Consider the following 633-nt stretch of genomic DNA (forward strand, 5'->3'; position numbering starts at 1 on the left):
CTTGTCCGGATCCGCCTTGAGCGCCTCGCGCTCGGCCTCGATGCGGGATGTCATCCGTTCCACGGCGTCCGACACCACCTGGCGCGGATCGCTCTCGGCATGGGCCAATGTGGCCATGCCTGCCANCAGCAGCACCAGGCCGGCGTGCAGCCACGTTCGAATATACCGTTGCAAATGCATAGATTACTCCCTGTTAGTCTCCGGCGGTTTTACGGTGTTCTTTACCCCCTGTCCAGTCATCAACAGCGGCAACATCGTGAACCTTGATTGTTTTATTGGAGTCACAGAGTTCGATACGGTTCCCGCCGTAGAGACCAGGTTACCGATTTCGGGTCAACGTGAAGGGGGCAACCGGTGTATAATCGCCGCCAACGCCAAGGAGAACGCATGAGTCACGACCATATCAGCGTCGGTCAACGGGTACTGGATATCGAAGCCCGGGCCGTGGATGCCCTGAAAGACAGCCTGGACGCCAGCTTTTCTGCTGCCTGCGATCTGATGCTGAATGCCAAAGGCCGCGTGATCGTCACCGGCATGGGCAAAAGCGGGCATGTGGGCAGCAAACTGGCGGCCACCCTGGCCAGCACCGGCACCCCCTCTTTTTTTGTGCATCCCGGTGAAGCCTCCCATGGC

General features: G+C 59.3%; 1 protein-coding gene and 1 pseudogene. One reads left to right on the forward strand and one right to left on the reverse strand.

The genetic code is table 11. From position 1 onward, the window contains the following. A pseudogene (locus A3754_RS01335) lies at positions 1-180 on the reverse strand (ABC transporter substrate-binding protein); the annotation flags it as partial. A 207-nt stretch (positions 181-387) separates the two neighbouring features. Here A3754_RS01335 and A3754_RS01340 point away from each other — a divergent pair. Continuing rightward, the coding region (locus A3754_RS01340) for an SIS domain-containing protein (RefSeq protein ID WP_156496664.1) at positions 388-633 on the forward strand (246 nt) is incomplete at its 3' end.

It is taken from the genome of Alcanivorax sp. HI0083, assembly GCF_001635175.1.